Genomic DNA, 22,985 nt, shown 5'->3' with positions numbered 1-22,985 from the left:
CCTCCTTACATCTCTTCACTTTGTCGCTCGAATTGTTGAGCGTACCAGCCATTTTGTGCCATCAGGCTGTCATGTGTTCCTCGTTCAGAAATCATTCCGTCTTGCAGGACGATGATTTCGTCCGCATGTGCTACTGCCGATAAGCGATGGGCAACAATCAATGTCGTGGATTGGTGGCGATTCGATCGAATCGAATCAATGATATGTGATTCCGTTTTCGCATCTACTGCTGATAATGAATCATCCAGCAACAGCAACTCTGGTTTTTTTAACATCGCCCGTGCGATCGAGAGACGTTGCTTTTGTCCTCCCGACAACGTGACGCCACGTTCACCAACCATCGTCTCAAGTCCTTGTTCCAGCGTTTCGATATCTTTTTCGAACGATGCGAGACGAATCGCTTCCTGCAATTCTTCTTCTGTCGCTTCACCTGCACCGAATAGAATATTGTCCCGAACGGATTTTGAGAATAGTAAATGTTCTTGTGAGACGTAACCGGTCCATCCGCGAACCGTCTCTAGCGCAACATCTTCATACGGTACGCCGTTGACTGTCAGCATATCCCGTCCGATTGGATACTCGCGTAAGAATTGACGCAAGAACGTCGTTTTCCCGGATCCCGTTGGTCCGACGACACCGATCGTTGTTCCTTGTTCGATCGTCATATTCAAATCTCGTAAGACCGGATGGGCTGTCTCTGGATACGTAAACGTCAAATCGTTCATCTCGATCCGTTCAGGGCGATCAATATGTTCCCGCGGTGTCGAAGCAATCAACGGTTTGACTCGCATCGTTGCTTCCAAGCGGTCAAGACTTGCTGTTCCGCGCTGGATGACATTGATCAATTCACCAAAGGCGTACATTGGCCAAATCAGCATCCCGAGATAGATGTTAAAGGCGACCAATTGTCCGAGCGTGATGTCGTTCGTAAAGACGAGATATGTCCCGAACGATAAGCCGATCAAGTAACTGAAGCCGACGAGCAGCTTGATGATCGGTTCAAATAAGACATCGATTTTTGCGACGTGCATGTTTTTCTCAAAGACATCCGTCGTGACATCGTCGAAGCGTTTAACATCGACTGGTTCTTGTACGAACGAGCGGATGACACGCAGTCCGGAAATCGACTCGACGACCTGGTCATTCATCGTTCCGAATGAATCCTGGGCAGTGATGAAACGTCCGTGAATTTGACTTCCGAGCTTATTCATCGCGTAAGCGAGAAGTGGCATCGGTAACAAGGCAGCAAGCGTCAACTTCCAATCGATCGCCACCCCCATGACGACGAGAGTGATTGCCGTCATGTTCAACGAGTCGACGAGCGTCAAGACACCAAATCCTGCTGTCCGCTCGACCGCCTTCAAGTCGTTCGTCGCGAGTGCCATCAAGTCTCCCGTCCGATTCTTTTGGTAGAACGTCGGCGTCAGTTTCAATAAGTGCGTAAAGAAGCGACTCCGAAGTGTCCGTTCTAATAAAAATGCCGTTCCGAATAATTTCGCTAACCATAGATACGTCAAGATGAAAGAAACGATAGAAATGGCTGTTAATCCGATGACGTATTGCCAGAGCGTCGCCTGGTCCATCGATCCCGACCGCAATCCGTCGATGACCTTACCGATCAGCCATGGCGGCGTTAAATCAATGAAGCCGGTGATGATCAATAAGACGACTGCTACGAGATACGATGATTTGTGTTCTTTTAGAAACCAACTCAATTGCCGAAATAAACGCATGAGGGTCCCCCCTTTACTGTGAAATGAATTACTTTTTCCGAGCACGCAAAAAGGCATACGGATTTCCGGATGCAGTCCGAGAATCAGTATGCCTTGAAATGGGCATGATGCATTCTTGTTCGTCTGCGCGCTCGGGAGACGAATCCCCTTGCTCGCACATGAAATGAATTACTTATACGTGCTCAAGAGTCTCCGTCGTATTCAGCTGTTGGATATGAGTGAAACCAATTTGCTTTTTCATAGGACGGTTCCTCCTTTTCTTAGTCTGTGCGTATCTTAGTCTGTGCGTAGAATAGCACATTTGTCGGATAATTGTCAATTTTTCGTCTTGCTTTTATTATTCCGCCTCTTCTTCTTTGACTTGTTCGAGGACTTGAGCCGCTAAACCGTATGGAAATCCTTTTCGGACGAGCGCTTGTTTCACTTTCTGTTCGCGTTCAAACGGTTCAAGTTGCCGGTATTTCGGATAATACTTGCGTGCTTGATAAAGGGCCGCTTGTTCTTCTTCGTCCCCTTCTTCAGCTCGAAACACCTCTTCGATACCCGCCTTGATCAAGTCGGACGAGAATCCGCGTTGCATGAGCGTCATCTGTAACTTTTGTGTCAGTTCCCGCACGGAACGCCGTTGCAGCTCTTTTTGCTTTTGCCGCAAAAACTTCAGGACTTTTTCGTATTCCTCTTCATTCGTAAACGTTACGATCGCTTCATCAATCGCCGCCTTCGGTATCTTCAATGCCTCAAGGTCGCGGCGAATCCGTCCCGGTCCTTGAGGTGTCGTCGCTTTTTTCGTTGCCGTATAAGCAAGTGCGAACTGTTGATCATCCAGATAGCGTTGCTCCGTCAATCGCTCGATTGCATGTTTGATCGCATGCTCCGGTGTCTCCTTCTCTGTTAGATAGGCGACGACTTCACTCGTCGCCCGCATGCGGTACGATAAATGATTCAATGAGAGACGATACGCTTTTTGCTGTTCTTCAGCCGTCAACACTTCCTTGACGAAGTCGTCATCGAGTTCCTTAGCGCGTTGTAGATTGTATTTAATTAAGATATCGACGTCTACGGCAAAGGCATATTCCTCTTTGCCATCACGCTCGACATAGATATTGAATCGTTCACTGTTCTTTTTCTGCGTCGAGATCCGTTTGATCTTCATGTCGTTCCCTCCCCTAACCTGATTCGGTAGTTCTACGATATCATGAACAGGCAGGTCTATGTTTGAGTGAAACCATGGAACGGGAACAAATGGAAAGAAGCTACTTTTACTTATTTAGGGAGGATGGATTACATGAACATTGCGATTACCGGTGGAACCGGTATGATTGGTCAAGCCTTGACGAAACGTTTACTCGAGCAAGGACATCACATCTTTATACTGACGCGTCATCCGAAAGCGAATGATGCGCATGTCACATATATCAAGTGGATGACAGAAGACGCAAAACCGGAACAGCACTTAGAGGGCGTTGATGCATTCATTCATCTGGCTGGTGCTTCGATCAACGACGGACGTTGGACGGATGAACGTAAACGCGTCATTCTCGACAGCCGCGTCAGTACGACGAAGGAGCTCGTGCGAATCGTTGAAGCACTCGATCAAAAACCAAATGTCGTTTTGTCTGCATCTGCAGTTGGTATTTACGGACAAGATCGGCATCAAACCTTCTCTGAAGATCAACCCCTTCCACCGACCGCTGACTTCTTAAGTCATGTCTGTGTCGCGTGGGAAGATCTTGCTCGTCCGATTGCCGACGCTGGCATTCGACTCGTCCATCCACGAATCGGTGTCGTCTTAACGAAAGCCGGTGGCGCTTATCCGTTAATGCGCCTGCCTTATGTCTTGTTTGGTGGTGGGACGATGGGCGACGGAAAACAGTGGGTCTCCTGGGTCCACATCGATGATTTAGTCGATTTATTCCTATTCGCACTTGAGACCCCGACAGTCGAAGGACCGCTGAACATCACTGCGCCTCACCCGGAGACGATGCGTCGTTTTGGACAGACGATCGGAAAAGTCTTACATCGCCCACACTGGCTCCCGGCGCCACGCTTCGCGTTAGAGCTCGCACTCGGTGAAAAGAGTACGATTGTACTAGAAGGAGCTCGTGTCATCCCGAAAAAAGCGCTCGAAAACGGATACAAGTTTCGGTATGCTGAACTAAAGAATGCATTGCGAGCAATCGAGCATTCAAACTAGTACAGGGGTGGACGATACTTGGATATCTTAATTCGAAATGCACATATCTATCCGATTACTTCGGACAGTTTTTACGGGGACATCCGTATTCGTGATGGAAAAATCATTGAAATCGGTGAATTACTGGATCATTTAGACAACGATCAAGTCATTGAAGCAGAAGGTCACTTTTTATTGCCCGGTTTCATCGATGCCCATACACATCTCGGATTATATGACGAAGGTACCGGAACCGTCGGAAATGATGCGAATGAGACGATTTTCGCGATGACTCCTCATCTGCGTGCCATTGATGGCGTCTATCCGCTGGATGAAGGCTTTAAGGAAGCCGTCGAACACGGGATCACGACCGTTCAAGTCATGCCTGGTAGCATGAACATCATCGGTGGCGTCACGAGTGTCATCAAGACGCACGGACGGTTCATCGATGATATGATTCTTCGAAAGTATGCGGGTCTGAAGGTGGCGCTCGGTGAAAACCCAAAGCGTGTCCATAGTGCTGGTCGTGCCGGTGAACTGACACGGATGGGCATCATGGGGATGTTGCGCGAAGCCTTTCTTGAAGTTCGGACACAACGAGTTTCCGAAACGTTCGCCCATCAGATGATCAAACGGGTCCTTGATCATAAGATGCCGCTTCGTGTACATGCGCACCGGGCAGATGATATCCTTTCCGCCATTCGTTTTGCGGAAGAGTTCGATCTCGATTTACGTATCGAACATTGTACGGAAGGTCATCTCGTCGCAAAAGAGATGGAACAATTACCGATTGAAAAAGTGACGGTCGGACCAACCTTCACGCGAAAGTCTAAAATCGAACTGAAGAATAAGACATGGGAAACGTATCGGATTCTTCATGAGCATGGTCTTGAAATCTCCATCACGACCGATCATCCGTACACCCCTGTCCAGTACTTGAATCTCTGTGCCGGTCTAGCTGCACGAGAAGGTCTACCGGTCGATGTCGCCTTGCGCGCGATCACGATTCATCCAGCCCGCTCGCTCGGTGTGGACGATCGCGTCGGATCGATCGAGGTCGGAAAAGACGCGGATCTCGTCCTATGGAGTCACTTCCCACTCGACTATTTAGCGAAGCCGCTCATGACGATGATTGACGGAAAAATCATTTTTGAACACGCTCAACTGAACTTGACTTAACCCCACCCCCGCCAGGTGTTTTTTGCACCTTTCGGGGGTTTTAGACGCTCACGGAAAACATCTTGTTTTTGTATCTTTTTTCACAAAAATTATTTTCTTGCAATTTTAAAAAAAGAAGGTAATATTATCTTATCCGACAACTGAAGAAGGCATACCATGCGCGGTTCAAACGAGTCAGACAGGTAGCTTTCGACAATCATTCTTGCGGTCCTAAAAGGAGGAATGGAAGTATGCTCAAGCAACGGGAGCTGAGCGACTGCGCTGATTTGTTCGAACTGATGCAGCATCAAGACGTATATCCGTACGTCCGCCAAAAAACACGGTACTTTGATGAATTTCTGTTTACTACAAAGCAGGCAATCGAAGAGGAAGAACGTGGTGAAATCGTATCACGTACCATCCTAGATGAATTCGATCAACCGATTGGTACGATTAGTTTACTCGATATCGAAGGACAATATGGGTTTCTCGGTACATGGTTAGGTAAACCGTATCATGGTAAAGGATACAATCATTTAGCGAAAGAAGCCTTCTTCTCTGAGCTGTTCTTTGAGCTTGGATATGAGAGTGTCTTCATGAAAATTCGCAAAAGCAATATTCGGTCACAAAAAGCAGCTGAAAAATTGCCGTATGCGTTCTGTGCGGATGAGTTGCGTCCTGCGCTTCTTGAGCAATTGAATGCCGGCGAGACACAGTTCACGCTATATGAAGTCTCAAAATCTAGTTTCCACATGTACATTCATGGTCGGGAGCTCGAAACACTATACGATCACCAACAACTCGAAGCATGAGAGCCTTGTCTCTCATGCTTTTTTGTGTCCACGCATGCGCTTCTAAAGTTTGAAATGGTATGATAAATAAGAAAACTCATCTTTATGGAAGAAACACTTTCTTCTACAGGAAATGGAGCGAAGACTAATGCCAGAATCGTTTAACATTCTCGTAGTAGATGATGAAGCACAAATGCGTGACCTTCTCGTCTCGAATCTTGAAAAAGAACACTACACGACGATGACAGCTTCTAACGGACAAGAAGCGATCCATCTCATTCAACAAAATACATTCCATCTCGTTCTACTCGATGTCATGATGCCGGAAATGGACGGCTTGACAGCATGTATGCGCATCCGTGAATTCTCAAACGTTCCGATCATCATGCTGACGGCACGTTCGGACGAGCTCGATCGTATTCACGGTCTGAAAATCGGAGCTGATGACTATATCACAAAACCATTCAGCCCTCGAGAACTGCTTGCTCGCATCGAAGCGACACTTCGTCGTTCTCATCGCTTTACAGTTGATCAATCGGCTACCCTGACGCTCGGCATGCTTGAACTCGACACTGAAAGTCGGAGTGTCCACGTCAATGGCAAGCCGGTCAGTCTGACGCGTAAGGAATTTGATTTGTTGCACCTGTTCGCTCAAAACAATGATAAGGTCTTTTCTCGAGAACAGTTACTCGATCAAATCTGGGGTGCGGACTATATCGGGAACTTACGGACGGTCGATACACACATCAAAACACTTCGCTTAAAGCTCGGGGAAGCTGGTGGCTCGATTCAAACGGTCTGGGGCATCGGTTATAAATTCGAGGAAGTATGATTAAGCGCTATACGATCCGGCGCCGGATTTGGATCACGATTTGGTTCACAAGCGTTTTTTCCGCTATTTTATTCGTCCTGCTGACGTTCTATCTCTACGACCGGTTCTATCTTCAGACGCAGGAAGATATCTTATTGAACCGAGGCGAAAAGCTGATCAACATTTATGAATCTGAAGGATTATCTGGTGCTTTTTACGATGGAATGACTTATACGAATGAGTTGACGGAATCGAAAGTCTTCTTTATCGATTTCCTGAAGAAAAATCCAGCTGGACTGCGCTTTTTGACGAATGCGGATATCGAAGAACTTCGAAACGGTGAAACCGTCGTCTCCAGTCGGACCCATCCGATTGAAGGAACGGACATTTTGATGACCGGATTTCCGATCATCGAAAACAATCGACTGGTTGGTACGCTGATCTTGTATCTGGAACTCGGTCAAATCAGTGAACCATTCCGCCCACTCCGCCTGATGATCTTCTTCATGATCGGACTGATTGTTTTGAATCTCGTCATCTTCGGACGACAAATCATCGATACGATCATCCGTCCGTTGATCGACATGAAGCGCGCCTCGACTGTTTATGCACAAGGTGACTTTGATTATCGGATTCCGATTCAATCGGACGATGAGATCGGGGAACTCGCAGAAACATTAAATAAGATGGCGGAATCGCTCGGAGAAGTCGACGAGCAGCGGAAGGAGTTCCTCGCGAACGTCAGTCATGAATTGCGGACACCGCTCTCCTACATCCGTGGCTATACGGAGATGATGCAGGATGATTCGCTCGAGGAAGAAAAACGTGCGCAGTATTACCAAATCATTGAGCGAGAAACAGAGCGTCTGCAACGTCTCGTCAATGATCTGCTCGATCTCGCTCAACTTGAACGCGATTACTATCCGATGTCGAAACAACCACTTGTCTTCAGTCAAGTACTTGAAGATGTCATTTACCGGATGGAACCCATCGCCCAGTCAAAAGGAGTCACGTTCGTCATGAATCTCGACCCGGATCAAATTGTCTTAGGCGATACGGACCGCCTTGAGCAAGTCTTCGGCAATTTACTCGATAACGCCTTACGGTACACACCGCCTGGTAAACAGATTTTCTTATCGACTGAAACGATCGGCGACCGGACGCATTGTCTTATCCGGGACGAAGGAGAAGGCATTCCGGAAGAGCATCTTGATCGACTGACAAAACGTTTTTACCGTGTCGATAAATCACGGACGCGTAAAGATGGCGGAACCGGTCTTGGTCTTGCGATCACAAAACACATCATCGATCGTCATGATGGAACGATCCGGTTCGACTCCGTTTTTGGAGAAGGAACGACTGTCCACATCGAGTTACCGCTTCTTCCGGATGAAGCGGATGGATTCGAATGATGGAACATCATGTCATCCAAACCTTTGAACTCTTCGGACCGTTCGCTCCGTTCGTTAGTGTCTTAGTCGGCGTCGTCGTCAGTGTACTTGGTGTCCTACCGAGTACGTTCGTCACCGCTGCGAATCTCGTCTATTTCGGATTATGGATGGGCACATTGCTCTCTTTCATCGGTGAAGTCCTAGGTGCGGTTTGTGCGTTTCTACTTTACCGAAAAGGACTGCGGTATGCCCTTCGTCGCCCACTTCCGGATCGATTCGCTCGTTTGCAACAAAAACTGCAAGCACAACGAGGACATGAAGCATTTTGGACGATCATCTTGCTGCGGCTGTTACCGTTCGTCCCGTCTGGCATCGTCAACATCGTCAGTGCCGCTAGTGGTATTTCGATCCTACTCTTCCTGACTGCCAGTACGATCGGAAAAATTCCAGCCATGTTAGTCGAAGTGTTCGCCGTCCATCAGTTCATGCAATCCTCGTCCATCGTTCAATGGTCGATTGCAGGCGTGGCACTCGTTGGTTATCTGATCTATCGTATTCAACAAAAACGAGCATCATCGATATAAAACTACAGATGTCTGAAAGGAAGTATCGTTCATGGAGTTAAGACGTTTTGGAACATCCGACCTACTCGTATCCCCGCTTGGGTTCGGAGCCGGTCACATCGGTGCAGAACAGATGACGGATCGCGAAGCAGTCTATTTGCTCGAACAAGCACGTGATCTCGGCATCAATCTGATCGACACAGCACGCGGCTATGGCTTATCGGAGCAACGCGTCGGACAATTTCTAAAGAATCGTCGGCACGACGTCATTCTGTCGACGAAAGTCGGCTATGATGTGCCCGGTGCGCAGGACTGGACCTTTGAAGCGGTCCATGGTGGCATCGATCAAGCCTTACAAACGATGCAAACAGATTATCTCGACATCGTACATCTCCACTCTTGTAGTCGAGAAGTTCTCGCCCAAGGAGATGTCATCGAAGCGCTTGAACAAGCAAAACAAGCTGGAAAAGTTCGCGTCATCGCTTATTCCGGTGATCGGGAAGACTTGACATATGCTATCGAAACGAATCGCTTCGATAGTTTTCAAACGTCGTTCAATCTATTTGACCAACGTGTCGCCGAAGTCCTGCCCACCCTTCTAGATCACGGTGTCATCGCCAAGCGCCCGATCGGTAACGCCCCGTGGCGATTCACGGAGCGTCCGGTCGGACAGTACGTCGAACCCTACTGGGAACGTGCGCAACAACTCGCTTATCCACTCGAGGAATCGAGTTGGCTTGAAACCGCGCTTCGTTTCACGGTTTTTGAGCCAGGAATCACGACGGCCATCATCGGCACATCTCGACCAGAACACCTCGCTTTGAATCAGCAATTGATCGAGCGCGGTCCACTTCCTGCTGATCGTGTTACTCGGTTGAAGGAACGCTTCGCTGAGTGTGACGCAACGTTCGGTTATCCTTCGCAAACATGATAAAAAGCCCGTATGTCCACTCGTTCAAGGAGTGCATACGGGCTTGTTACTTAGAACTTTTTCTTTTTCTTCTTTTCGAGCACGACGATCGCTTCGACGTGCGCTGTTTGTGGGAACATATCGTACGGCTGAATGTACGACACCTTGTATCCCGCTTTCATCAAGTGATCACAATCACGTGCAAGCGTCTGCGGATTACACGAGACATAGATGATTTTTTTCGCTTTAGACGAGATCATCGCATTCAACAATTGTGTATCGCAACCTGAGCGTGGTGGGTCGACGATGAAGACATCCGGAATCCAGCCTTCCTTGACCCAACGTGGAATCCACGCTTCTGCCTTACCGACGACGTAGTGGGCATGGTCGAATCCGTATTGCTTCATGTGCGCATTGGCATCTTCGACAGCTTCTTCAATGATTTCCATACCGCGGACTTCTTTTGCTCCTTTAGCGATCCAAAGTCCGATTGAACCAACACCTGCGTAGGCATCAACGACACGTTCTTCGCCAGTCAAAGCAGCAGCACGCGCGATCTCTTCATACATCCGCTCTGCTTGTTCCGGATTCAATTGGAAGAAGGCACGCGGAGACAGTTGATACGTGAATTCGCCCATCTCTTCTTCAATCCGTTCCACGCCACGCAAGACTTCCGTCTCTTCTCCGAAGACACGTGATGTCAACTTATCATTGATGTTCAGTGCGACCGAGACGACACCTGGGATATCCATGATATCGCGTGACAAACCTTCTAGATCACGGAAGCCGTCTTTAAAAGCAACCAGTACGACCTGAATTTCACCCGTTTTGATTCCTGTCCGGACGACGATATGGCGCATGACACCGTCTTGTTTTGCTGCATGATAAACGGGTACTTTATAGTCATTGAGTAATTTCGTGACAGCTTGGTTGACGCGAAGCGTGTCCTTGTTTTGGACGACACAATCATCGATCGCGACCAGACGATTCGAATTAGCGGAATAGAGACCGCTGACAATCTCATTCCCCTGTTTACCGACGACGAATTGCGACTTGTTGCGGTATTCCCATTCCTTCGAACCGATTGTCGGACGGATATCCGCTTTCTCGACATTCAATTTCGTTGATTTCAAGAAAGCGTTGCGAAGCATTTCTTCCTTGTAACGCAATTGTCCATCGTAACTCATGTGTTGTAATTGACAGCCGCCACAGACACTATAGACCGGGCAAAGTGGAGTAACACGGTCTGGTGAACGATCGTCACGCTTTAAGATTTTTGCATTCGCATAGTTCGCATGAATTTCCGTGATCTCGATTTGTGCCGTTTCCCCGACGAGTAATCCTGGGATGAAGACGATTTGTCGCTCGAGCGTCGCGATCCCTTCACCGTTGATTCCCATCCGTAGACACGTGACCGAACGGACCTCACCTGTCTTTAATTTGATTTTTGTTGCCATTGATTTCATCCTTTCCGTTTGTGCAAATGAAAAAGCGGTCTCAATCTACCGCTTTTTTCGTTTCTTCTTGTTCTTTCATATCCTTCGCATATCGAACGACCTTCGCCTTGAGTTGATCCAGTGATACGATCAGTCGTTCCAAATCTTCGATATCTGATGATTCATCGAGTGAATCGATTGTATGACAGAGAAGCTGCATTCTTGATTTTAGCACATTCATTTGACCAAGTTTATCAGTTCTTGCTTTTCCCATTATTCAGACTTCCTTTCTTCCGCTGGATTCCGACGTTATTTTAGCATACGATACGAAGTGGAGCACTAAAAAGGAGGAGTACCCATGCCACAATCATCACCCATCACGATCGCAAACGATCCGTGGGAAGCTTATCGTGACATTGAACAATACGGCACCGTCCGTTTGACGAACATCGAAGTCACGACGACAAAACTGTGTAACATGCGCTGTGAACATTGCGCCGTTGGTTACATGTTATCCAGTAGCGAGTCACCTGAAATCCCAGTCGAACTACTCATTCAACGTCTGGATGAAATCGAACACCTGCGTGCCTTTTCCATCACAGGCGGAGAACCGATGCTTTCGATGAAATCCGTCAAGGAATATGTCGTCCCTTTACTTAAGTATGCCCACGAACGTGGCGCTAAAACCCAAATCAACTCAAATTTAACACTTCCGTTATCTCGTTATGAATTAATCATTCCTTATCTAGATGTCTTGCACATCTCACATAACTGGGGAACAGCCGACGATTTCATCGATGGCGGCTTTGCGATGATGGAACGAAAACCGTCACGTGAAGCACGGACGAAACTTTTCGAGACGATGAAAGAGAATGCCCGTGTTCTGAATGCACGAGGTGTCATCGTGTCTGCTGAGACGATGATCAATAAACGGACGTTGCCACACCTTGAAGCAATCCATAAGGAAATCGTCGATATGGGGTGTGTCCGTCATGAAGTGCACCCGATGTACCCCGCTGACTTCGCGTCAATGATCGAAGCAGCTAGTTTATCTGAAATCCGTGACGGAATTCATCGTTTGCTTGACGTCCGCGATCCGAACGTTTGGATGTTGTTCGGAACACTTCCTTTCTACGCATGTTCGATGGAAGAGGCAGATTTAGAATTGCACCGTCGCTTGCGTCAAGAAAAAAACGTATCGGTTCGCAATGACCCAGATGGTCGTTCTCGTCTTAACGTCAACATCTTTGATGGTGAAATCATCGTGACCGATTTCGGCGACGAACTCGCTTCGCTCGGTACGATTCACGAGACATCTTTCAATGATGCGTATGCCCAGTGGCAAGAGACAGAACTGAATAAAAGCTTGTCGTGTCACTGCCCTGCGGTGCAATGCCTTGGACCGAACGCGCTTGTGAAAAACGCATACTACCCTGAGATTGATTTCACAAAACAATCGAGTCGGCTTTAAGAATCAAAAATAGGTTTTGAACAATGGCGTCCCGGGAAAAATGTCACAAAGTAGACACATTATGTTTTCTAAAAAGGGGTGACCGGGATGGAATGGCTCGTAGGTATTGTCGCAATCATCGGTACGTTCAGTATGGTCTTGTTCGTCATGATGGTTGGTATTCGTGCTTCACACAGTATCGAACATGATGAAGTGTTCGATCAGACAGATTGGGATGAACATCTGCTGCACATGCCGCGTCCGACACGTTTTGAACAAGAAAATAAATGAAGCACGCCCCAGTCTCCCGTTTCAGAGACTGGGGCGTGTTATGCTAAAAAGAAAAAAGAAAGGTCGTCGTTACTTGTGTCACGTCGTTTTGCTCTCATTTTATCAATTGTCTTCATTTCCGGTTTCACCCAAGGATTGCTGATTCCATTGCTATCCATTTTACTTGAACGCCAAGGGACACCCGCCTTCATCAACGGTCTCAGTGCTGCCGTTCTATACATTGGTGTCATCGTCGCTGCCCCGCTCATGGAAGGTCCACTGCGACGACGTGGTTATATTCCCGTCATTTCGTTCGGACTCGCTCTTGTTGCATTAGCGGTTTTCTTATTTCCACTTCTTCCAAGTGTCATTGCTTGGATGATCTTACGATTTCTCGTCGGATTCGGTGATCAAACGTTACACTATGGATCACAGGTTTGGGTGACGTCCATTACCCCAAATGAACGGTTAGGGCGAACGATGTCACTATACGGGATGGCATTCGGTCTCGGTTTTGCTCTCGGTCCTCTTGCGGCACCTCTCGTCGATGTCATCAACTGGCTACCATTCGTGTTGACTGGTACATTGACTGTCATCGTCCTGATCTTGTTATCGCGTATGCCGAACGAAAAACCGTCATCCGTCATGCCGGAGGAGCTGCAAAGCGCCGCCTCACGGTATAAACTTGTCCTATCAACTGCTTGGTTCACGTTACTTCCTGGCTTTACATATGGTTTTCTCGAAGCCACACTGAATGCCAGTTTTCCCGTTTTTGCGACGCGTAACGGGTACGGTCTATCTGAGACCAGTACCTTGATCACGACATTCGTCGTCAGCTCGTTGATCATGCAACTTCCACTTGGACGACTTGCTGATCACTTCGGAAAACGTCGGACGTTAGTAACCGTTCTTTCGATTGGCTCCGTTGCTTTCCTCATCGCTTGCTTCGTCTTCGAACGATATGGTTGGTTATTCGCGATTTTTGCTATTAGCGGGATGGCACTTGGCTCGACGTACTCGCTCGGTGTCGCCTATATGACGGAACAGTTACCACGACACCTTCTTCCGACGGGCAACTTGCTTGCAGGGATTGCCTTTAGTCTTGGTTCGATCCTTGGACCGATTGCTGGCAGCTTGTTCGTTCTGCTTCCAGCTATGCTTTATTTCAGTCTATTCGTTCTGGTTCTAGCGACACTTGCGTTTCTCTTACGATATGCGAAACGTCACGAATCATCCCGGATCTAAAACAAAGGATCTTGCGCTAATGATGCGCAAGATCCTTTGTTTTATTTCACGATTCCTTCTTGCCGAAAACTCCGCCAGAGCTTATCGTCGATCGCATACGGCTGTTCTTTTGCACGCTTCAGCTCTTCTGTCTCGAGCAGCACGACGACCTCTCGACCGTTGATTGACCACACTGAATCGTAACCTCTCTCCGCCTCGATGATTTCCACATCCACATCTCCATGGGTTTCCTTCAACTGCTGACTGACGCACGTTACGACGAACCGGGCAAACTCATCACGTGGACGACGAGTGGCAATGATCTTTCGAACGATCTCATTCCGTTCCATTCGTTTTCATCTCCTTCCGTTTTATAGTCGCACTAGCCTTTCAGACAAGGCCGAATCGGTCTTCACTTGACCGTACAGAAAAAAGCCGAACGGGTCGGCTTGAGCAACGAACGATTGGGAGTTACTTTGATTGAAACTATTTTTGCACGATTCTGAATCTTCGTCAACCTCGCTTTTGAAACCATACAGGAAGGTACGTCGAGACTAAGATACCACTGACGACGAAGAGTAACCCAAGCAACGCTTGCGGTGGAATCGTCTCGCCGAGAATCAAGGCCGATAAACTGACACCATAGATCGGTACGAAGAACATGAACAACGACACTTTACTGACTGGATTATATTTCATTAGTAAGTTCCAAAGCGTAAATCCAGTCGCTGATAAGAAGGCAAGATACACGAGCATCCAAGCACTTGTCGTTGAAAAGGTGAATGGTGCGACGTGACCATCGAGAATGACTCCTGCGATAAAGAGACCGATTGATCCAATGACCATCGCCCATCCAGTCATCGGTGCCACCGGATAACGTGCCGAGTATTCTTTGGCAACCAAGTTACCGAACGCCCCGGAAACCATTGCTGCGATCAATAATCCTTCCCCTACTCCAAACGAGACACCTTGCCCACCTTGTGGCCAGTTGGCCAAGATGACACCTGTGAATCCAAGGAATAAGGCGAGTCCTTTAAATCGATTCAGTCGATCGTCTTCATATCGAAAATGTGCCAGCAACATCTGGAAGAACGAAGTCGATCCGGCAATGATTGATCCTTGTACGCCAGTTGATAAAGATAGACCGATATAAAAGAAGACGTACTGCAAGAACGTCAAAAAGAAGCCGAGACGACTATAGGCGTAAGTCCGCTCCTTCAGTGTGATCGTCTGTTTGAAGACGAAGACACTGACGACAAGTAATAACACACCTGCTAAAAAGAAACGATAGCTCGCAAACAGCAATTGCTCTCCGTATTCGGAAGATGTGATCTGTAATAAGTCATAACTTTTTTTAATGAAGGGAAACGCACTTCCCCACAAAAAAGTCGTTAGTAACGCAAAGACGACGAGTCCAATCCGATGGGTTAAAATTTTTTGCATCTTTCTAGTTCCTTTCCTGTTCCTTTTCACTGAAGCATGGTATAGTAATTCTACAGATAATAATAATTATAATCTAGAGACAATGAAACTCATTATCAATCAGTTAAACTCATTGATATATCAAATTCTCATTCTCTTTCTATAATGATTTCATTTCTCATTTACATTTTGAAAGGAGTTTTAATATGACGACTTCCACTACTACCGATGTTCAACAGCGTTCCGTATTCCGTCATGCTTGGGATGAGCATCACGAATTGATTCTAGCATTGTTTAGCGGAATATTGATTTTAGTTGCTTACGGACTCGAAAAATTCAATACGGCGTCTGCCGTTTATGTCACATTGTACTTATCGGCTTATGTAATCGGAGGATATGCGAAAGCGAAGGAAGGATTGACGGAGACGTATCAAGAAAAAACGTTGAACGTCGAATTGTTGATGATTTTAGCTGCCATCGGTGCGGCTGCCATCGGCTACTGGATGGAAGGTGCGATCCTCATCTTCATCTTTGCGTTATCCGGTGCCCTTGAGACATACACGATGAATAAAAACGAACGTGCCTTGCAAAGCTTGATGTCCTTACAACCGGAGGAAGCAACACGTCTGAATGCAAACGGTCAACTCGAAGTCGTCGGAATCGAACAATTAGCGATCGGTAACCTCGTCTATGTTCGTCCTGGGGAGCGGATTCCAGTCGATGGTGTCATCGTACGAGGTCAAGCCGCGATCGAAGAAGCATCGATTACAGGAGAATCGATTCCGGTTGAAAAACAAACAGGTGATACGGTTTATAATTCGACTGTCAACATGAATGGTGTCTTGACGATTGAGATGACGAAAGCTGCTGACGAATCGTTGTTCCAAAAAATCATTCATATGGTCCAAAACGCACAAAGTGAACAGTCTCCATCTGCTCAGTTCATCGAACGTTTCGAAAGTCGTTATGTCAAAATCGTCCTCCTCGTCGTCGCACTGATGATGGTCCTCCCTCATTACGTCGTTGGCTGGACATTTGAGACAAGTATTTACCGCGCGATGATTCTTCTCGTCGTCGCCTCACCTTGCGCCCTTGTTGCGTCGATTACACCTGCTGCCTTATCTGCAATTGCCGCATCTGCGAAAAATGGCGTTCTTTTTAAAGGAGGCGCCCACATTGAGACGCTCGGTCAAGTCGATACGATCGTCTTCGATAAAACGGGAACACTGACAACAGGGAAACCCGTCGTCACTGAAAGTCGTTACGCGGAAGGCATGGACGTCCGCGCAGTCCAACAAGCGGTCGCTTCCATCGAAGCGCAGTCGAACCATCCACTCGCACAAGCAATCGTCGATCACTTAAAAACCGATATCCGCGAACCATCAACGTTTAAAGATGTGACAGGATACGGGATTGAAGCAACTGTCGATGGTGTCACGTATCGTATCGGTAAACGGGCGTTCCATGATGGTTTAGACGATCCATTCGTCGCGATCGAACAGTCATTGAAAGAGCAAGGGCATACGATCGTTTATGTCAGCAATGGAGCACAGATCGTAGCGCTTTATGCGTTACGTGATACGATTCGTCCGGAAGCCAAAACAGCGATTGCTGCCTTAAATGATCTCGGCATCGCAACGATCATGTTAACTGGTGACAATCCGGTCACGGCAGCTGCCATCTCACGTGAGGCGGGATTGACGGACTTCGTCGCTGAGTGCCTACCGGAAGATAAAGTACGCTACATCAAACAATACCAAACAGAAGGTCGGACCGTCGCGATGGTCGGTGACGGCATTAACGATGCCCCAGCCCTTGCATTAGCACATGTCGGGATTGCGATGGGTGAAGGAACGGACGCTGCGCTTGAGACCGCTGACGTCGTCTTGATGAAAAATGATTTAGGTCGTCTTGCCTACGCTGTGCACAAAGCCCGGAAGATGAACCGGATCGTCAAACAAAACATCACGCTTGCGATCGGTGTCATCCTCCTATTGATCGCATCGAATTTGTCCCAGTTCCTCATCATGCCGTTCGCCGTCGTCGGACACGAAGGATCAACGATTCTCGTCATCCTGAACGGTTTACGCCTTCTTCAACAGGATGCTTTACCAAGTCTTCCACAGCGTTCATCTGAAAAACGATTAGCTGCTTAACCATCAAAAAAGCCTGACCGCCACATGGCAGTCAGGCTTTTTTGTACCTTCATCCGAACGTATTCGTCGGAATGGCATCAAGTTCAGCTTGTTCCTTCAAGCGCTTTTCTTCCATTTTCTTCGGATCCGCTTTTTTCATGAACCGTTCCCATGATGCGTTCAATTCAGAACCGAGTAAGATGATCAGCCCTGTGAAGTAGAGCCATAGTAACAAGATAACTACACTACCGAGCGAACCGTATGTTTGATTGTAATTCGAGAAGTTCGAGACGTAAAATCCGAATCCAACCGATAATAATTGCCAGACGATGACACCAAAAACAGCTCCTGGAATTGCTTCTTTGAATGTAATCGGACGCTTTGGTGCGACGCGGTAAAAAATCGACAGGATACAAATCAATAGAATCGTCGACACGACATATCGTAAGACCGTCAGTAGGATTTTTTGCCCCATATCGATCGGCAACACGAAGTTGGCAAGATACGTAATGATCGGACCACCAAGTACATTCAAGACGATCAGCAACAACATCCCGACTCCGAGCACGATCGTGAGTAACAAGGCAATCCCACGCGCTGCGACAAAACCACGGGGCGAGAAGTCACCATAGGCATGGTTTGCTGTCGTGATCAAACGATCGACCCCTTTGGAAGCAGACCAGACAGCAAGAATGGCACCAATCGATAACAGACCACCCTGCGGTTCTTTGATGGCTTGGAAAATTGTATCCGTGAACGTATTGACGGCTCCGCCTGGCGCTAGGTCCCGAATTTGTGACTCGAGTGTCTGACGATCGATGTCAAAGAATGATAAGACCGAAATGACAAAAATGATTCCTGGGAAAATGGATAAAAACCAGTAATAAGCGAGTGTCCCTGCATAATCCGTGATATTATGATCGGACATTCGCTGCTTTAAGTTCAGGGCAAGCCCTTTTGGATCGCGTGAATGCGCCATCGTCATCTCTCCTTCATGAAAAAGAGGCAGTCGAAGACCACCTCATTGTTTTAATATACTTTTCCCATTTTATTTCAACTAAAACCTCATTCGTTTTCAGAAAGGATTAAATCATAGAATGGTTCTGTCATTTCTGCCAGCTGTTTGGCAAGTGACGGTGGACGAATTGGTAACGAAGGTAGCTCCGAACGCTTGATCCAGACCGGTGTATAACCCGATCCTTCCTCTTCGAACTCTTCACCCGTACCCGTGCCAAAGCGACCCCCAATTGTTTTCGCCCAAAAATAAGGATTGTCGAATCCATTAAAACGGACGATGGCGGCAATACCGGTCAACTCCACATCGATTCCAAGTTCTTCATGTGCTTCACGAATCGCTGTTTCTTCTAACGATTCTCCGTTATCTTTCCCACCACCTGGAAAGACATAATACGTTTCGTTCGGTTTATCCCGTCGGATCAACGCAATTTCATCCTGTTCGTTTCGTAAAATGATTGCACTTCGTTGAATCGGCATGACGCCACCTCCCCTTTTATCATTTCTACTTATCGAAGAGCATCCAGCATTTCAGGAACGATTCCATTCTCTGTCGAAGCGATGACTTCCGCTGCAACCTTCATGCCAAGCTTCAAGGCTTCTTCTGCCGGTCTCTCTTGTGTCAATTCAGACAAGACAGCAGAGAAGAATGAGTCGCCTGCTCCCGTTGAGTCAACGACCTTCACTTTTTTCGTTCCGACGTGACCTGATGTCGCTGTACGCCGATCAACGTAGACCGCCCCGAGTTCACTCATCGTCACGACCGTGAATGGAGCACCTTTTTTCGCTAGCTCATTTGCTACATGAATCGCATCTTCAACCGTCACGATCGACAGATCAGACAGAATTTCCGCCTCTTCTCGGCTACAAATGAATCCAGTGAACCCTTGTAGCAGATGACGATTTCGTTCGATGACGCTCAAGTGACCACAAACACCAAACAACGGCAACTCCATTTTGCGACATAAATGAATCAAACGTTCTAAGACCGTAACGGACAAATCCAGATCGATCGCAACGGCATCGACTCCATCGAGTGCATAGACCGATTGACGTAAAATCGCCTCTTCGAGCAACTTCGCATCCGGTTGTTTCGAGATCGATGTTTGCAAGTCACCTTCGTTATCCATGACAGCTAGCCACATGCCCATTCCATGATCCTCTAACATTTCGACGTGATCCACATTTGCACCGTAAGATTTCAGCTCATCGAGCACTCCCACGCCAATCTGATCATTCGTAACCGTCGAGATAAAGCGAACTTCATTCCCGAGGACGGCTAGATTTTGTGCTACGTTGCGTCCTGTTCCTCCATTTGAAAACGTGATGTCTCCTACGTTTTTCGCATCCTTATGCAAAGGAGCGAACGAAGTTCCTTTTATGTCGACGAATACTTTTCCGATTACCGCGATTTTATTCATTTCAGTTCCACCTCTAACCATATTTCCTGATTTCCGACCTTGTTTGATCTTTCAGGCACATTGCTTCAATTATAGTAAAATTTTAAATCAGTGACAACCGAAGTAGTTTTTTTCTAACTGTTCGCTATCTTCACGTTAAAAAAGCAGCAAGCGGATCGCCTGCTGCTTTGATTAAAGATTAGATATTCGCGATCACGAGACTGATTGCGAGTAAGAGTCCGAAAATCGTGTTCACTTTACCGGTCTGTGCCATGCCAGGCATCAGCTTTTCCGGTGGTAAGTCTTCCCAGAAGAGACGTACTGCTTTGATCATGAGCGGAATACTCAATAACGCGAGTAACGCAAACCATGAGACTTCGAATGCGAGTACAGCAATAATGAGAGACAGGACAGCTGCCGCAAAAAATCCGATCAAGACGTACACGGCACGGCGATGTCCGACGAGACAGGCAATCGTTTTTCGTCCGTTGACCTTATCATTATCCAAGTCCCGAATATTATTCGCAAGTAGGATTGAACCAATCAAGATGGCGACTGGTACCGAAATCGCAACGGCTTCTGTCGGAACATAACCAATTTGCAAGTACGCCGAAATCGCGATGATGATATACCCCATGAAAAAGCCTGCAACGACTTCTCCAAACGGTGTATAGGCAATCGGAAGCGGTCCTCCTGTATAGATATATCCGACGAACATCGAAATGAGTCCTACGACAAGTAACCACCACGATGTCTCGATGCACAGATACACACCGAGTAATGCCGAGATGCCATACAATGTAAGTGCGAACGCTAGGATCGTTCCTGGCTTGAATCCGTCACGAACGATCGATCCACCGATTCCGACCGACTCCTCCGTATCTAAACCACGTTTGTAATCGTAGTATTCATTGAACAGATTCGTTGCGATTTGAATCAACATCGATGCGATCAACATCGCCACGAACAAATCCAAGCGTATCGATTCCACGCGTGGTGCGACAACTGCCGTACCGACGACGACCGGAACAAAACTTGCTGTTAATGTATGCGGTCGTGTCATTCGCCAATAGACAGCGATTGATTTATTCATATAATAACCCCTTTCCTGTCTAAGTGTATCGGGTTTCGTTTTTTGCTGTCAATGTTCAATCCGAGATAGCTTATTCCTTCTTTTTTGTCCGCAAAAAGTTTACACTTAGATTAAGTGAAACATATCACAGTATCTATAGACTAGGGGGCAATGAGCGGTATGGCTTACGCTCAACAAGAGCTAAAACAGTGTATCGAACAGGCCGTCAGTCAGGCGAACGCCTCACAACGACCTATACTCGCTTCGTATTCATGGGAAATCGAAGCAACTGACATGCGTTCCCTCGAACAGGGTATCGAGGAACGATTTTATTTCGCGACACCTGATCGCTCGATGCGGGCCATCGGGTTTGGCATCGTACAACAACTTCAGGCTTCAGGAACGGATCGTTTTTTACGAATTCAATCGCAATGGGAAAACTTGAATCGCGATCATGTCGGTCATGATTTATTTGCGTTCAGCGGATTTTCGTTTACCGAACTTAAACAACCGGATTATCGTTGGTCTTCCTTCGGAGACGCTTCGATGACGATTCCGAAGTTTTTATTTCTAGAACAAGATGGCAAGACACGTGTGACGATTTTTGCTCGCGTCGAGCCAATGGATCAAGTCGATTCTATCTTAAATGAACTCTCACTCGATTTCGCCAAAGTCAATCAACCGCAACCATCGACTGCGGCAGGCGTCACGCGCTTACGACTATCGCGAGATGGGAATGAAGCCTTTGAAGCTTCGTTCCATCAAGCGATGCACTACTTGGAGACGACACTTGAAAAAATCGTCTTGGCGCGCGAAGTCGTCTATGAGCTGGATCGTCCACTCGACGTAGCCGCTGTCGTCGCTGAACTCGAAGATACCCAGCCCGGCAGCTACGTCTTCTGTTTCCAACCAAATCCGGAAGAAGCCTTCATCGGCGCTACACCGGAACGACTCGTTTTAAAACGTGGACGTCGTCTTGAAACGGCAGCCGTCGCTGGTTCTGCACCACGCCACGCAACGGATGAGATGGACGAAGCACTCGGTCAATCGTTATTACAAGATCAAAAGAATCGGGTGGAGCACGGAATCGTCGCGGATTCGATCGAACGGACATTATCTGTTTTTTCAGAGGAACTGGATTGTCCGGATACGCCGATTCTCTTGAAGAATCGCCATATTCAACATCTTTATACACCGATCACAGCTCATTTAAAAGAAGATGTGACGTTATTCCAATTAATCGAAAAACTGCATCCGACACCTGCTCTTGGAGGCGAACCAAAGCAGTTAGCAGTCGATGCCATCCAAGAAATCGAGACGTTCGAACGAGGATGGTACGGTTCACCTGTTGGTTGGATGAACGGACAGGATGACGGGGAATTCATCGTTGCCATTCGATCTGGATTGTTTACAGAACGGGCGGTCATTCTTTACGCCGGTTGCGGTCTCGTCGAAGGCTCTCATCTCGATAGTGAACTGGCAGAGACGGAAACTAAACTATCACCGATGGTACAAGCACTTGGACACGTCGGTTCGATTGAAAAGGATGATATTTATGTTGACTAAGTGGATGCACACGTTAATTGATACGCTCGTCGCTTCTGGTGTCCGGGACTTCGTCATCAGTCCCGGTTCCCGTTCGACACCACTTGCCATTGCTGCTTTTCTGCATCCTTCTAGCCGTACCCACGTCCTTGTTGACGAACGGTCGGCTAGTTTTTTTGCTTTAGGTCTAACACGGACGGAAGAACGCGTTCGTCCCGTTGCATTAATTTGTACAAGCGGTACCGCTGCGACGAACTATTATTCAGCAGTGACCGAAGCGAATATTTTTGAACTTCCGCTGATCGTCTTGACCGCCGATCGACCACATGAATTACGGAATGTCGGTGCGCCACAAGCTATTGATCAGGTTGGTCTGTACGGGAAGCAGGTTCGGCATGCGTTTGATCTTCCGTTAGCAGAAGAAGCGAGCCTTCCTTACGTCGCTCATGTTGCACAACGCGCAACCCTACTCTCTCTAACGGAACCA

General features: G+C 47.4%; 22 protein-coding genes and 1 pseudogene. 13 read left to right on the top strand and 10 right to left on the bottom strand.

The genetic code is table 11. From position 1 onward, the window contains the following. Positions 1–5: 5 nt before the first annotated feature. Together B4C70_RS03035 and B4C70_RS03030 are read right to left on the bottom strand one after the other, a co-directional pair. Entirely contained in the window at positions 6–1,733 is a 1,728-nt protein-coding gene (locus B4C70_RS03035) for an ABC transporter ATP-binding protein (protein ID WP_214725260.1), read from the bottom strand. A gap of 337 nt (positions 1,734–2,070) precedes the next feature. Continuing rightward, the gene (locus tag B4C70_RS03030) at positions 2,071–2,886 is read right to left on the bottom strand and encodes a RecX family transcriptional regulator (protein ID WP_290776909.1); all 816 of its coding nucleotides are present in this window, start codon (positions 2,884–2,886) and stop codon (positions 2,071–2,073) included. Positions 2,887–3,018: 132 nt separating this feature from the next. Here B4C70_RS03030 and B4C70_RS03025 point away from each other — a divergent pair, with 132 nt between their 5' ends. The 7 genes from B4C70_RS03025 (at position 3,019) to B4C70_RS02995 (ending at position 9,551) form a co-directional block, all read left to right on the top strand. Next, entirely contained in the window at positions 3,019–3,927 is a 909-nt protein-coding gene (locus tag B4C70_RS03025) for a TIGR01777 family oxidoreductase (protein ID WP_290776908.1), read from the top strand. A gap of 18 nt (positions 3,928–3,945) precedes the next feature. Next, positions 3,946–5,085: an amidohydrolase gene (locus tag B4C70_RS03020; protein WP_055966708.1), complete on the top strand. Its 1,140-nt coding sequence runs from the start codon at positions 3,946–3,948 to the stop codon at positions 5,083–5,085. 230 nt (positions 5,086–5,315) lie between these two features. Beyond that, the gene (locus tag B4C70_RS03015; RefSeq protein WP_023467300.1) at positions 5,316–5,876 is read left to right on the top strand and encodes a GNAT family N-acetyltransferase; all 561 of its coding nucleotides are present in this window, start codon (positions 5,316–5,318) and stop codon (positions 5,874–5,876) included. A gap of 127 nt (positions 5,877–6,003) precedes the next feature. Continuing rightward, a complete protein-coding gene (locus B4C70_RS03010; protein ID WP_023467299.1) occupies positions 6,004–6,687 on the top strand; it encodes a response regulator transcription factor in 684 nt (227 codons plus the stop codon). Continuing rightward, positions 6,684–8,078, top strand: coding sequence for a sensor histidine kinase (locus tag B4C70_RS03005; RefSeq protein WP_290776907.1), 1,395 nt, complete (start codon positions 6,684–6,686; stop codon positions 8,076–8,078). The genes B4C70_RS03010 and B4C70_RS03005 overlap by 4 nt, the downstream gene beginning before the upstream one ends. Further along, positions 8,075–8,641, top strand: coding sequence for a TVP38/TMEM64 family protein (locus B4C70_RS03000; protein WP_290776906.1), 567 nt, complete (start codon positions 8,075–8,077; stop codon positions 8,639–8,641). Before B4C70_RS03005 ends, B4C70_RS03000 begins: the two co-directional genes overlap by 4 nt. A gap of 31 nt (positions 8,642–8,672) precedes the next feature. Beyond that, complete coding sequence (locus B4C70_RS02995; RefSeq protein ID WP_290776905.1) at positions 8,673–9,551, top strand: aldo/keto reductase; 879 nt, start codon at positions 8,673–8,675, stop codon at positions 9,549–9,551. A 50-nt stretch (positions 9,552–9,601) separates the two neighbouring features. Here B4C70_RS02995 and rlmD read toward each other — a convergent pair whose 3' ends face one another. After that, positions 9,602–10,987 carry a 23S rRNA (uracil(1939)-C(5))-methyltransferase RlmD gene (rlmD, locus tag B4C70_RS02990; RefSeq protein WP_058265782.1) on the bottom strand — a complete coding sequence of 462 codons (1,386 nt, stop codon included), beginning with the start codon at positions 10,985–10,987 and terminating at the stop codon, positions 9,602–9,604. A 40-nt stretch (positions 10,988–11,027) separates the two neighbouring features. After that, entirely contained in the window at positions 11,028–11,240 is a 213-nt protein-coding gene (locus tag B4C70_RS02985) for an SE1561 family protein (protein ID WP_023467294.1), read from the bottom strand. A gap of 84 nt (positions 11,241–11,324) precedes the next feature. Between B4C70_RS02985 and yfkAB the strand changes: the two genes are divergently transcribed. The 3 genes and pseudogenes from yfkAB to B4C70_RS02970 all read left to right on the top strand — a co-directional run. Further along, positions 11,325–12,437, top strand: coding sequence for a radical SAM/CxCxxxxC motif protein YfkAB (yfkAB, locus tag B4C70_RS02980; RefSeq protein WP_035398770.1), 1,113 nt, complete (start codon positions 11,325–11,327; stop codon positions 12,435–12,437). Between the two features lie 87 nt (positions 12,438–12,524). Then, positions 12,525–12,707 (top strand): hypothetical protein, encoded by a 183-nt coding sequence (locus tag B4C70_RS02975; RefSeq protein ID WP_023467292.1) that lies wholly within the window; start codon positions 12,525–12,527, stop codon positions 12,705–12,707. A gap of 54 nt (positions 12,708–12,761) precedes the next feature. Then, positions 12,762–13,931: pseudogene (locus B4C70_RS02970) on the top strand (MFS transporter); the annotation flags it as partial. Between the two features lie 41 nt (positions 13,932–13,972). On the opposite strand, the gene B4C70_RS02965 reads toward B4C70_RS02970, so the two are convergent. Beyond that, positions 13,973–14,260, bottom strand: a complete 288-nt coding sequence (locus tag B4C70_RS02965; RefSeq protein WP_023467290.1) for a hypothetical protein — start codon at positions 14,258–14,260, stop codon at positions 13,973–13,975. Positions 14,261–14,423: 163 nt separating this feature from the next. Beyond that, positions 14,424–15,353: a DMT family transporter gene (locus tag B4C70_RS02960; protein ID WP_058265779.1), complete on the bottom strand. Its 930-nt coding sequence runs from the start codon at positions 15,351–15,353 to the stop codon at positions 14,424–14,426. A gap of 185 nt (positions 15,354–15,538) precedes the next feature. Here B4C70_RS02960 and B4C70_RS02955 point away from each other — a divergent pair, with 185 nt between their 5' ends. Then, positions 15,539–17,488 (top strand): heavy metal translocating P-type ATPase, encoded by a 1,950-nt coding sequence (locus B4C70_RS02955; protein ID WP_290776904.1) that lies wholly within the window; start codon positions 15,539–15,541, stop codon positions 17,486–17,488. Positions 17,489–17,537: 49 nt separating this feature from the next. On the opposite strand, the gene B4C70_RS02950 is transcribed toward B4C70_RS02955, so the two are convergent. From B4C70_RS02950 to B4C70_RS02935, 4 genes are all read right to left on the bottom strand, one after another. Further along, positions 17,538–18,446, bottom strand: a complete 909-nt coding sequence (locus tag B4C70_RS02950; RefSeq protein ID WP_290776903.1) for a YihY/virulence factor BrkB family protein — start codon at positions 18,444–18,446, stop codon at positions 17,538–17,540. 86 nt (positions 18,447–18,532) lie between these two features. After that, positions 18,533–18,961: an NUDIX hydrolase gene (locus tag B4C70_RS02945; protein WP_290776902.1), complete on the bottom strand. Its 429-nt coding sequence runs from the start codon at positions 18,959–18,961 to the stop codon at positions 18,533–18,535. A 29-nt stretch (positions 18,962–18,990) separates the two neighbouring features. Next, positions 18,991–19,902, bottom strand: coding sequence for a PfkB family carbohydrate kinase (locus B4C70_RS02940; RefSeq protein ID WP_290776901.1), 912 nt, complete (start codon positions 19,900–19,902; stop codon positions 18,991–18,993). Positions 19,903–20,080: 178 nt separating this feature from the next. After that, a complete protein-coding gene (locus B4C70_RS02935) occupies positions 20,081–20,974 on the bottom strand; it encodes a 1,4-dihydroxy-2-naphthoate polyprenyltransferase (RefSeq protein ID WP_029340886.1) in 894 nt (297 codons plus the stop codon). Between the two features lie 159 nt (positions 20,975–21,133). Between B4C70_RS02935 and B4C70_RS02930 the strand changes: the two genes are divergently transcribed. Both B4C70_RS02930 and B4C70_RS02925 read left to right on the top strand, forming a co-directional pair. Continuing rightward, positions 21,134–22,519, top strand: a complete 1,386-nt coding sequence (locus B4C70_RS02930; RefSeq protein WP_290776900.1) for an isochorismate synthase — start codon at positions 21,134–21,136, stop codon at positions 22,517–22,519. Next, positions 22,509–22,985 (top strand): thiamine pyrophosphate-binding protein (locus B4C70_RS02925; RefSeq protein WP_290776899.1); only part of this gene is annotated, 477 nt, incomplete at its 3' end. The genes B4C70_RS02930 and B4C70_RS02925, both read left to right, overlap by 11 nt.

It is taken from the genome of Exiguobacterium sp. UBA5002 (genome assembly GCF_002396765.1).
GTDB lineage: Bacteria > Bacillota > Bacilli > Exiguobacteriales > Exiguobacteriaceae > Exiguobacterium_A.
The sequence above is the reverse complement of the archived record's forward strand: the minus strand, read 5'-3'. Positions and strand labels throughout refer to the sequence as shown.

What these genes read in the sequence shown, in the direction of transcription:
- B4C70_RS03035 (WP_214725260.1), bottom strand. Translation starts at nt 1,733, where the DNA reads ATGCGTTTATTTCGGCAATTGAGTTGGTTTCTAAAAGAACACAAATCA.
- B4C70_RS03030 (WP_290776909.1), bottom strand. Translation starts at nt 2,886, where the DNA reads ATGAAGATCAAACGGATCTCGACGCAGAAAAAGAACAGTGAACGATTC.
- B4C70_RS03025 (WP_290776908.1), top strand. Translation starts at nt 3,019, where the DNA reads ATGAACATTGCGATTACCGGTGGAACCGGTATGATTGGTCAAGCCTTG.
- B4C70_RS03015 (WP_023467300.1), top strand. Translation starts at nt 5,316, where the DNA reads ATGCTCAAGCAACGGGAGCTGAGCGACTGCGCTGATTTGTTCGAACTG.
- B4C70_RS03010 (WP_023467299.1), top strand. Translation starts at nt 6,004, where the DNA reads ATGCCAGAATCGTTTAACATTCTCGTAGTAGATGATGAAGCACAAATG.
- B4C70_RS03005 (WP_290776907.1), top strand. Translation starts at nt 6,684, where the DNA reads ATGATTAAGCGCTATACGATCCGGCGCCGGATTTGGATCACGATTTGG.
- B4C70_RS03000 (WP_290776906.1), top strand. Translation starts at nt 8,075, where the DNA reads ATGATGGAACATCATGTCATCCAAACCTTTGAACTCTTCGGACCGTTC.
- B4C70_RS02995 (WP_290776905.1), top strand. Translation starts at nt 8,673, where the DNA reads ATGGAGTTAAGACGTTTTGGAACATCCGACCTACTCGTATCCCCGCTT.
- rlmD (WP_058265782.1), bottom strand. Translation starts at nt 10,987, where the DNA reads ATGGCAACAAAAATCAAATTAAAGACAGGTGAGGTCCGTTCGGTCACG.
- B4C70_RS02985 (WP_023467294.1), bottom strand. Translation starts at nt 11,240, where the DNA reads ATGGGAAAAGCAAGAACTGATAAACTTGGTCAAATGAATGTGCTAAAA.
- yfkAB (WP_035398770.1), top strand. Translation starts at nt 11,325, where the DNA reads ATGCCACAATCATCACCCATCACGATCGCAAACGATCCGTGGGAAGCT.
- B4C70_RS02975 (WP_023467292.1), top strand. Translation starts at nt 12,525, where the DNA reads ATGGAATGGCTCGTAGGTATTGTCGCAATCATCGGTACGTTCAGTATG.
- B4C70_RS02965 (WP_023467290.1), bottom strand. Translation starts at nt 14,260, where the DNA reads ATGGAACGGAATGAGATCGTTCGAAAGATCATTGCCACTCGTCGTCCA.
- B4C70_RS02960 (WP_058265779.1), bottom strand. Translation starts at nt 15,353, where the DNA reads ATGCAAAAAATTTTAACCCATCGGATTGGACTCGTCGTCTTTGCGTTA.
- B4C70_RS02955 (WP_290776904.1), top strand. Translation starts at nt 15,539, where the DNA reads ATGACGACTTCCACTACTACCGATGTTCAACAGCGTTCCGTATTCCGT.
- B4C70_RS02950 (WP_290776903.1), bottom strand. Translation starts at nt 18,446, where the DNA reads ATGGCGCATTCACGCGATCCAAAAGGGCTTGCCCTGAACTTAAAGCAG.
- B4C70_RS02945 (WP_290776902.1), bottom strand. Translation starts at nt 18,961, where the DNA reads ATGCCGATTCAACGAAGTGCAATCATTTTACGAAACGAACAGGATGAA.
- B4C70_RS02940 (WP_290776901.1), bottom strand. Translation starts at nt 19,902, where the DNA reads ATGAATAAAATCGCGGTAATCGGAAAAGTATTCGTCGACATAAAAGGA.
- B4C70_RS02935 (WP_029340886.1), bottom strand. Translation starts at nt 20,974, where the DNA reads ATGAATAAATCAATCGCTGTCTATTGGCGAATGACACGACCGCATACA.
- B4C70_RS02930 (WP_290776900.1), top strand. Translation starts at nt 21,134, where the DNA reads ATGGCTTACGCTCAACAAGAGCTAAAACAGTGTATCGAACAGGCCGTC.